Raw genomic sequence first — 9,282 nt, forward strand, 5'->3', positions numbered from 1 at the left:
GGCCAGGTCCAGGTCGGGGGTGGAGGGGGCCGGGGTCTGTGGCTGGGCCTGCGAGGCGCTGGTGCTGCTGCTCGCGGGCTGGCCGTAACGTTGCGTGGCCATGCCGGTGTTCAGGGTCTTGGGTTGATCGTCTCGTTTGCCAAAATGCAGTGCCATGCCAGCTCCTTCTGTAAATGAAGCGGTCATGCTAAGCGGCAGGCCGATTACATTCTCGGCCGTTCCGTAAGAGGGGTAACGAGATGAACCGTACATGCGGTTTCATTTTTTCGGGGATGACCTCTTGCGGTTTTCCATCTCGCGGATCAAGGCGCGCGCTTCGTCGCCTTCGGGAATCGGCCGGCCGCTGTCGCGCCATTGCACCGCGTCCTTGAAGCCCGCTTCCTGCGCATGGCGGCGGAACCACAGGCCCTCGGGGTTGTGGCGCGTGATGCCGTCGAACAGCGTGGCCATCTGCTGCGTCTGTTCCAGGCCCATGGTGAGCATGACCTGGTTCACCACCATCTTGTGCATGGCCAGGTGCGAGCGCGGCACGCCCGCGATGCGCTCGGCCAGTTGCATGGTGGTGGCCTCCAGCTGGTCGGCCGGCACGGCCTCGTTGGCCAGGCCCCAGGCCGCGGCGGTGCGGCCGTCGATCACGTTGCCGGTGAACATCATCTGCTTGGCGCGCGCGGCGCCGAGGCGGTAGGTCCACATCGCGGTGGTGGGGCAACCCCAGACGCGCGTGGGCATGTAGCCGATGCGCGCGTCATCGGCCATCACCAGCAGGTCGCAGCACAGCGCGATGTCGCTGCCGCCGGCCACCGCCGCGCCGTGCACCTTGGCGATGGTGGGCTTGGGGCTGCGCCACAGCGCCATGAAGTCTTCGGTGTTGCGCTTCATGAAGGCGTAGTCGTCCATCGGATCCCAGGGGTGGCGCTCCTGTTGACAGGGGTGGTCGATTTCGCCCTCGCCGAACATCGAGAGGTCGTAGCCGCCGCAGAAGCCCTTGCCGGCACCTTCGACCACGATCACGTGCACCTCGTCGTCGGCATTGGCCCATTCCACGGCGGCGCGGATCTCGCGCGGCGTCTCGTCGTTGATGGCGTTGAGGCGTTCGGGGCGGTTGAGCAGCAGGCGCGCGACGCGCGGCTGGTTCGCATCCTTCTCGATGCGCAGGGTGTTGAAGCTGGGCATGGTCATGTCTCCTGGAGTTGTTTTCCCCATGATAGGCAGCACCCGGGCCTGCCGCAGTTGCCTCGGAGACAGTGGTATCGATTCCATATGGTTGCGCACGCAACCGAAAATGGATAAAGTTGCGCACGCAACCATATGAACGCCATGAACCCAGAATTGCCTTCTTCCATTCCCGTGCTGATCGCCGGCGGCGGTCCCGTGGGCCTGACCCTTTCGGCCCTGCTCGCGCGCGAGGGCATCGCCCACCTCGTGATCGAAGCCGACGAGGGCTACTGCACCGGCAGCCGCGCCATCTGCATCTCGCGGCGGTCGCAGGAAATCCTGGGCTGGGTGGGTGCCGATGCGCCGCTGATGGCCAAGGGCCTGAGCTGGACAGGCGGCCGCAGCCACTGGCGCGACACCGAGGTGCTGCACTTCGAGATGCCCGCCGAACCCAGCCAGCGCTTCGCGCCCATGGTCAACATCCAGCAGTTCCATGTGGAAGCGTTCGCCCACCAGGCCGCCCAGGCACAGGGCGAGGCGTCGCGCGTGCTCTGGGCCAGCCGCGTGGTGGCGGTGCGCCCGCAGACCGATGGCGTGCAGGTGGAGGTGGACACGCCGCAGGGGCGGCAGACGGTGCAGGCCGGCTTCGTCGTGGCCTGCGACGGCGGCCGCAGCACGGTGCGCGAGCAGCTCGGCCTGCAGCTCGAAGGCACGCAGTACGACGGCAAGTACGTGATCGTCGACGTGGTGCAGAAGACGCAGCGCCCGGTGGAGCGCCTGGCCTGGTTCGATCCGCCGTCCAACCCCGGCTCCACCATCCTCATGCACCGCCAGCCCGACGACGTCTGGCGCATCGACTACCAGATCCGCGACGACGAAGACCCGGTGGAGGCGGTTAAGCCCGAGAACGTGTTGCCGCGTGTGCGCAGCCACCTGGCCATGATCGGCGAGAACGAGCCCTGGGAACCGTTGTGGATCTCGATCTACAACGCCAAGTGCCTGACGCTGCCGAGCTACCGCCAGGGCCGTGTGTTCTTCGCCGGCGATGCCGCGCACCTGGTGCCCATCTTCGGTGTGCGAGGACTCAATTCGGGCCTGGACGATGCGGCCAACCTGGCCTGGAAGCTGGCCCGCGTGCTGCGCGGCGAATCGCCCGACGCCTTGCTCGACTCCTACTCCACCGAGCGCGTGCACGCCACGCGCGAGAACATCGCCTACGGCGCCAAGAGCACCGAGTTCATGGCACCGCCGAACTTCGCCTACCAGCTCATGCGCGAGGCCACGCTGCGCCTGGCGGTGAGCGACGAGCAGGTGCGCTCGCTGATCAACCCGCGCCAGTCCTCTCCCATCACCTACGTGGGCTCGCCGCTGAACGCGGCGCAGGCCGGCGAATGGGCGGACGACCGCGCGCGGCCCGGCGCGCCCGCCCCCGAAGCCCTGCTGCAGGGCCAGGGGGCCGCACCCTGGCATCTGAGTGGCAGGTTCGGCCAGGGTTTCGTGTGCCTGGCTTTCGGGGGCGCGGGCCCTGGCCTGAGCGACGCCGGTGTCACGGTGCTGGAGATACCACCCGACATCGACACCCTCGGCCAGGCCTGGCGGCGCTACGGCCTGCGCCGTCCGGATGAACCCGCGCTGGTGCTCGTGCGGCCCGACGGCTACGTGATGGGCCGCTGGCACGGCCTGGACCCCGCGCCCCTGCGCGCCGTCCTGAAAGACACCGGAGTGTTCGCATGACCGATACCGATCTCGACCAGAGTTACAGCGCCGTCTGCGAGGCGCTCTCGCAAGTCGGCGAGGCGCGCGCGCCGATGTTCCTCGCCATGCTCAGCCTCTCGCTCATGAGCCGCTTCGAGCGCGCCGAGCAGGTGTTGCCGCTGATCGCGAACGCGTTGGCGCAAAGCGGGGAGGGGACGGACCATGGGCGCTGAAACCACCTCGCTGCAGGACTTCCTCACCTACCGCCTGCACAAGCTCAACAAGATCACCGACCGCCACAGCAGCGAGGCCTACGCGGCAATGGGCCTGGGTGTGAGCGAGGCGCGCTGCCTGGCCGCCATCGGTGAATTCGCGCCGTTGTCGGTGAACGACCTCGCGGCGCGCGCCAACCTGAACAAGGCCCAGGCCAGCCGGGCGGCGCAGATGCTGGTGGACCGCGAGCTGGTGCTCAAGTCCACCAGCGACGCGGACGCGCGCGGTGTGGTGCTGGTGCCCACGCGCAGCGGGCGGGCCCTGTGGAAGAAGGTGATGCGCCTGATCGCGCAGCGCAATGCCGACATCTTTGGTTGCTTGTCCGCGCACGAGCAGCGACAGTTGGAAACATTTTTTGACCGACTGATTGCCCATTCCCGGAAGGACTGCGCCAGCGAGTGACCTGACGCGGTTTATAAAAGCGGCATGAATCCGCTCAACGATCTCGGCTACAAAGCCGACGACCTTCTGGTCCAGGTCACCGAACTGCTGGTGGCCACCTCCGACGGCTCCGACGAACTCATCGACAACGCCGTCTCCGACGTGCTGCGCCTGCTGCGCGAACGCATGAAGATGGACGTGGTGTTCGTCTCCGAATTCACCGATGGCCAGCGCGTGTTCCGCCATGTGTCCCAGGCGCCCGACTCGCCCGTGATCGGCGAAGGCGGCTCGGAGCCGCTGGAGCGCTCCTGGTGCCAGCGTGTGGTCGATGGCCGCCTGCCCAGGTTCATCGCCGATGCCTCGGCCCATCCGCTCGCCTCGGAATTGCTCAGGAGCGTGCCTTTTCCCATCGGCACGCACATCAGCACGCCCATCGTGCTGGAGAACGGCGACATCTACGGCACGCTGTGCTGCTTCAGCTTCCATCCCCAGGACAAGCCCAACACGGAAGACCTGAAGAAACTGGAGTTCACGGCCCGGCTGGCGGCCCAGAAGCTCGATCAGCGGCGCGTGGTGCGCCAAGGCGCCCGAGTCGGCGCCGGAATGGCAGCTCAGGCCCAAATGAAGGGGAATGGGGTTGAAGGCCCCTGAAAAGGGGGTGGGCCCGTAAAATCACGGGTTTTCCAGCCGCCCGCGCTCCGGGTCTGTGCCAGCCCCATGAACGCCCCCATCGACGTCTCCTTCTTCGCGCGCGCCGCCAAGCCGATCACCAGCTACCGCCCCTACTGGGCCAAGCGGTTCGGCGTGGCGCCGTTCCTGCCGATGAGCCGCGCCGAAATGGAGCAGCTGGGCTGGGACAGCTGCGACATCATCCTGGTGACGGGCGACGCTTATGTGGACCACCCCAGCTTCGGCATGGCCGTGGTGGGGCGTGTGCTGGAGGCGCAGGGCTTTCGCGTGGGCATCATCGCCCAGCCTGACTGGACCAGCGCCGAGGCCTTCAAGGCCCTGGGCAAGCCCAACCTGTTCTGGGGCGTGACCGCCGGGAACATGGATTCCATGATCAACCGCTACACGGCGGACCGCAAGATCCGCAGCGACGACGCCTACACGCCGGGCGACGTGGGCGGCAAGCGGCCCGATCGCGCGGCCATCGTCTACAGCCAGCGCTGCCGCGAGGCCTTCAAGGACGTGCCCATCGTGCTCGGCGGCATCGAAGGCAGCCTGCGCCGCATCGCCCACTACGACTACTGGAGCGACAAGGTGCGCCGCAGCGTGGTGGTCGACAGCAAGTGCGACCTGCTGCTGTACGGCAACGCCGAGCGCGCGCTGGTCGAGGTGGCGCACCGCATCGCGGCGCGCGAACCGATCGAGCAGATCACCGACGTGCGCGGCACCGCCTTCGTGCGCCGGCCCGGCGACCCGACGGCCGCGGGCTGGATCGAGATCGATTCGAGCGAGGTCGACACGCCCGGGCGCGTGGAAAGCCACATCAACCCCTACCAGACCACCAGCGAACAGGCCCAGGCCCAGGGGCAGAGCTGCGCCAAGGAAGAGGGCGAGGCCGCCGCGGCGCCGGCCGAGGTCAACCCGGCCATCCAGACGCTGAAGTTCGTGCCCAACCCCGCGCTGCAAGGCAAGGGCCGGCTCAAGGTGCCTCCGCGCGAACGCTCGGTGATCCGCCTGCCCAGCTACGAGCAGGTCAAGAGCGACGCCGTGCTCTACGCCCACGCCAACCGCGTGCTGCACCTCGAGACCAACCCTGGCAATGCGCGCGCGCTCGTGCAGGCGCACGGCGAAGGCACGACCGCGCGCGACGTGTGGATCAACCCGCCGCCGATCCCGCTGACCACGGCCGAGATGGATCACGTGTTCGATCTGCCGTACGGGCGCAGCCCGCACCCGGCCTACGCCGACGAACACGGCAGGCACGACGGCGCGACCAAGATCCCGGCCTGGGAAATGATCCGCTTCAGCGTGAACATCATGCGCGGCTGTTTCGGCGGCTGCACCTTCTGCTCGATCACCGAGCACGAGGGCCGCATCATCCAGAGCCGTTCCGAGGAGTCCATCATCAAGGAGGTGGAGGACATCCGCGACAAGGTGGAAGGCTTCACCGGCGTGGTGTCCGATCTCGGCGGCCCCACGGCCAACATGTACCGCCTGGGCTGCAAGTCGCCCGAGATCGAGGCCGCCTGCCGCAAGCCCAGCTGCGTCTACCCCGGCATCTGCTCCAACCTGCACACCGACCACGGCCCGTTGATCAAGATCTACCGCCGCGCGCGCGAGTTGCGCGGCATCAAGAAGATCCTGATCGGCTCGGGCCTGCGCTACGACCTTGCGGTCAAGAGCCCCGAGTACGTGAAGGAGCTGGTGCAGCACCACGTGGGGGGTTACCTCAAGATCGCGCCCGAGCACACCGAGGGCGGGCCGCTGTCGAAGATGATGAAGCCCGGCATCGGCAGCTACGACCGCTTCAAGCAGCTGTTCGAGAAGTTCAGCGAAGAGGCGGGCAAGAAGCAGTTCCTCATCCCGTATTTCATCGCGGCCCACCCGGGCACCAGCGACGAGGACATGATGAACCTCGCGATCTGGCTCAAGAAGAACGGGTTCCGCGCCGACCAGGTGCAGACCTTCTACCCCAGCCCCATGGCCACCGCGACGGCCATGTACCACACCAACCTGAACCCGCTCAAGGGCATCCACCGCGACGACCGCGCCGAGCGCGTGGACATCGTGCGCGGCGACAAGCGCCGCCGGTTGCACAAGGCCTTCCTGCGCTACCACGACCCGAACAACTGGCCGCTGCTGCGCGAAGCGCTCAAGACCATGGGCCGCGCCGACCTCATCGGCAACGGCAAGCACCACCTCATCCCCACCTTCCAGCCGATGACGGACGGCAGCTACCAGAGCGCGCGCCGCAAGAACAGCACGCCGGTGGGCAACAAGGTGCCGGGCGCCCAGCCGGGCAAGGGCCGCCTGCTCACGCAGCACACCGGCCTGCCGCCGCGTGTCACCGGTTCCGCGCCGGCCAGTGCGGGCAAGCGCAAGCCGCGCTGAAACTCAGGCGGCCGGCGCGCCGAGGAACGCCGGCCACAGGATCCAGGCCAGCAGGGCCAGCATGTTGACCGCCACCGTGCCCCAGTAGATCAGGCGGAACGGCCGCTTGCTCGTCTTGTGGCGCAGGATCTGCTGGGCGAACCACGCGCCCGGCCAGCCGCCGGCCACGGCCAGGCCGTGCAGCCAGTCTTCGGGCGTGCGCTGGACTTCGTTGATGGCCGCGTGCTTGTCGCGCCAGTACATGTAGAACGTGACCAGGTTGATCAGCACCACGGCGGTCAGGATCACCCAGGGGAAGCGCCCCATGCCGATGCCGACCAGCCACAGCAGCAGCCAGAAGGCGATCAGGCCCAGGCCGATCCACAAGGGGCGTTCCTCGCGCCGCTTCTGCCATTGCGAGCGCGAGCGGGCCGCCGGCTGGCGGGGTGGCAGCAGCTCGGCGCCGGCCGGCGGCGGGGGCGGCGCGGGCGCCTCGGTGACGATGGCGTTGCGGGCCGGCTCCACCGACAGCGCGCGCGGGCCTTTGCCGCCCACGTGGATGTCGTCGAACATCACCTGCATGCCTTCGCGCGGCTTGGACGGGCCGCTGTAATCGCGCAGGTGAAAGAAGACGTCGGCGGGGATCTGTGGGCAGCGGATGAAGCCGAAGGCCTTCTCGCTGTCCCAGCGCACCACGGTTCCCTGTTTTTTCATGATCGCGTGTGAAAGGTGTCGGGTGGAAAATCCGCTCGGTTGCCATGGTATCCGAAATGGCGCAAAATGCGCCATCCAGGAGATTTCCATGTCGTCTTCCAGCAGCAGCGCATTTTCCTCGGTCAAGTTGCCCGCCGGCCTGGTTCGGCAGGCGCGTGAGGCCGCGCAGCCCCAGCGCCGCTCGGTGGCGGGCCAGATCGAATACTGGGCCACGCTGGGCCGCATCGCCGAAGAAACGGGCCTGACGGTGCAGGAAGCCCGCGAAGCCATCGCCCGGTACGACGCCGCCGCCCGCCACGCCGAGGCGGCGGCCGATCCGGTCGATGCGATCGAGGCCCGCTTCCTGGCCGCCGAATCCAGCGGCCGCCTGGCCCAGGCCGTGCGCCAGACCGTGCTCGACAACCGCAGCAAGGCACCGGCCGCTCGCCGCGCCGCGTGACCCAGCCGGTTTTCTACCTGCTCGCCGGCCCCAACGGTGCCGGCAAGTCCACGCTGTACCGGGCCGCGCTGGCCACCGGGCTGATCCCGCCCGAGGCCGAGTTCGTCAACGCCGACCTGCACGAGGCCGCGCACCTGCAGCACATCAGCCACCCGTTGAAGCGTTCGCAGATGGCGCGGCAATGGGCCGACCAGCAGCGCGCGGCCTGCCTGGCGGCGGGTGAGTCCTTCGTGAGCGAAACTGTCTTCTCGCACCCGTCCAAGCTCGATCTGCTGGCGGCGGCGAAGGCGGCCGGTTTCGCGGTCGTGTTGCTGGTGGTCTGCGTGGACGAACCGCGGCAACTGCTCGCGCGCGTGCAGCAGCGCGAAAGCGAGGGCGGCCACAGCGTGCCGCCCGAGCGCATCCTGGCGCGTTACCCGCGCACGCTGGCGAACCTGGCGAAGGCGGTCGCGCTCGCCGACCTGGCCTTGCTGTACGACACCTCCGGCCCGCGCAACCGCGTGGTGCAGCCACCGCGCCTGGTGGCGCGCTGCCGTGCCGGGCGCGCGCTGTGGAAGAACCCGGTGCGCTGGCCGGCCTGGGCCGAGCAACTGCTGGCCGAGGTGCCCGAAGGCCCGCCGGCCGCCGCCCATTGATTACAGTGCGGCATGTCCGACGAATCGCAGATCGAAATTCCCCCGTCCTTCCTGGCGCTGTATGTGGCGCCCGGGCGCCAGAAACCCAGCCTGCCGCGCGACGAGCTGGCCGCGCGCTATGAGCTGTGCGAGGACATGGCGCAGATGCTCACCGAGACCGCGCGCAACATGGAATTCGGCCTCGGCATCACCGAGGCCGACGTGCTCGCGCGCTGCCTGCAGGGTTTGCGGGTGGAGCCCACGGTGGTGAGCGAGGCCGAGTCGGTGTGGGTGGTGCACCGCCTGGCCGAACTGCTGGATTGGCGAGCACCCGAGGGCGGTGCGCCCGTGGCCTGACGGCCGCGACTCAGCGCGACTTGGTGGCGCGCAGGCACACCAGGCAGGCGAAGGCGCTCAGGCCCAGTGCGCTGGAGATCCACAGCGCGCCTTCGCCCCAGCGCTCGAGGCAGGCGCCGAACACCAGCGGCGCAAAAGCCTGCGCCAGGCGCGAGGGCAGCATGATGAGGCCTTGCCGCCGGCCATAGCCCGCGGGGCCGAAGTACACCAGTGGCAGCGTGCCCTTGGCGATGGTCATGATGCCGTTGCCCGCGCCGTGCAGGATGGCGAACAGCGGCCCGGCCACCGGGCCCAGCAGCATCCAGCAGGCGACCCCCAGGGGATGGCCCAGGGCCGCGGCGCGCGCGGCGAACACCGGGTGCAGCCGCCGCAGCAGGCCGAACTCCAGCAGCCGGCCCGCCACCTGCGCGGGCCCGACCAGGGCGCCGATGGCAACCGCGCCGGCCAGGGTGGCACCCCCGGCCATCAGCAGGGCCGGCAGGTGCGCCGCCATGGCCGTGCTCACGAACCAGGTGGCGGCGAACACATAGGCCAGCACACCGGCCGTCCAGCGGTGCGGCGGTGCCTGCGGTGCGGGCGCATCGGGGGAGGGTGGCGCCGCGTTGCGGGCTGGCT

General features: G+C 68.7%; 11 protein-coding genes. 8 read left to right on the forward strand and 3 right to left on the reverse strand.

Translation table 11 applies throughout. The annotated features are described in order from the left end of the window. Window positions 1-258: 258 nt before the first annotated feature. Window positions 259-1,173, reverse strand: coding sequence for a crotonase/enoyl-CoA hydratase family protein (locus AC3WPZ_RS26510; RefSeq protein WP_492432053.1), 915 nt, complete (start codon window positions 1,171-1,173; stop codon window positions 259-261). Window positions 1,174-1,308: 135 nt separating this feature from the next. On the opposite strand from AC3WPZ_RS26510, the gene AC3WPZ_RS26515 reads away from it, so the two are divergent. The 5 genes from AC3WPZ_RS26515 to AC3WPZ_RS26535 all read left to right on the forward strand — a co-directional run bounded on the left by AC3WPZ_RS26515 (window position 1,309) and on the right by AC3WPZ_RS26535 (window position 6,564). Beyond that, on the forward strand, window positions 1,309-2,889 hold the full coding sequence (locus AC3WPZ_RS26515; RefSeq protein ID WP_492442346.1) for an FAD-dependent monooxygenase: 1,581 nt from the start codon (window positions 1,309-1,311) through the stop codon (window positions 2,887-2,889). Continuing rightward, entirely contained in the window at window positions 2,886-3,083 is a 198-nt protein-coding gene (locus AC3WPZ_RS26520) for a hypothetical protein (protein ID WP_291121934.1), read from the forward strand. Before AC3WPZ_RS26515 ends, AC3WPZ_RS26520 begins: the two co-directional genes overlap by 4 nt. Then, window positions 3,073-3,525: a MarR family winged helix-turn-helix transcriptional regulator gene (locus AC3WPZ_RS26525; RefSeq protein WP_382158340.1), complete on the forward strand. Its 453-nt coding sequence runs from the start codon at window positions 3,073-3,075 to the stop codon at window positions 3,523-3,525. The genes AC3WPZ_RS26520 and AC3WPZ_RS26525 overlap by 11 nt, the downstream gene beginning before the upstream one ends. 24 nt (window positions 3,526-3,549) lie before the next feature. Next, window positions 3,550-4,155, forward strand: a complete 606-nt coding sequence (locus AC3WPZ_RS26530) for a GAF domain-containing protein (protein ID WP_492442348.1) — start codon at window positions 3,550-3,552, stop codon at window positions 4,153-4,155. Window positions 4,156-4,221: 66 nt separating this feature from the next. After that, the gene (locus AC3WPZ_RS26535; RefSeq protein ID WP_492442350.1) at window positions 4,222-6,564 is read left to right on the forward strand and encodes a YgiQ family radical SAM protein; all 2,343 of its coding nucleotides are present in this window, start codon (window positions 4,222-4,224) and stop codon (window positions 6,562-6,564) included. A 3-nt stretch (window positions 6,565-6,567) separates the two neighbouring features. Here AC3WPZ_RS26535 and AC3WPZ_RS26540 read toward each other — a convergent pair whose 3' ends face one another. Next, on the reverse strand, window positions 6,568-7,257 hold the full coding sequence (locus AC3WPZ_RS26540) for a DUF1294 domain-containing protein (protein ID WP_382324507.1): 690 nt from the start codon (window positions 7,255-7,257) through the stop codon (window positions 6,568-6,570). Window positions 7,258-7,345: 88 nt separating this feature from the next. Here AC3WPZ_RS26540 and AC3WPZ_RS26545 point away from each other — a divergent pair, with 88 nt between their 5' ends. From AC3WPZ_RS26545 to AC3WPZ_RS26555, 3 genes are read left to right on the forward strand one after another with little or no spacing between them, the layout of a single operon-like run. Beyond that, window positions 7,346-7,696 carry a TA system antitoxin ParD family protein gene (locus AC3WPZ_RS26545; protein ID WP_382158332.1) on the forward strand — a complete coding sequence of 117 codons (351 nt, stop codon included), beginning with the start codon at window positions 7,346-7,348 and terminating at the stop codon, window positions 7,694-7,696. Continuing rightward, window positions 7,693-8,331, forward strand: coding sequence for an ATPase (locus AC3WPZ_RS26550; RefSeq protein WP_382324509.1), 639 nt, complete (start codon window positions 7,693-7,695; stop codon window positions 8,329-8,331). The genes AC3WPZ_RS26545 and AC3WPZ_RS26550 overlap by 4 nt, the downstream gene beginning before the upstream one ends. A gap of 12 nt (window positions 8,332-8,343) precedes the next feature. After that, the gene (locus tag AC3WPZ_RS26555; RefSeq protein WP_100054371.1) at window positions 8,344-8,667 is read left to right on the forward strand and encodes an ATPase with chaperone activity; all 324 of its coding nucleotides are present in this window, start codon (window positions 8,344-8,346) and stop codon (window positions 8,665-8,667) included. Window positions 8,668-8,677: 10 nt separating this feature from the next. Here the strand turns inward: AC3WPZ_RS26555 and AC3WPZ_RS26560 are convergent. Continuing rightward, the coding region (locus AC3WPZ_RS26560; protein ID WP_492442352.1) for an MFS transporter at window positions 8,678-9,282 on the reverse strand (605 nt) is incomplete at its 5' end.

The sequence above is a fragment of the Hydrogenophaga sp. FW305-3-2-15-A-LB1 genome (genome assembly GCF_058787875.1).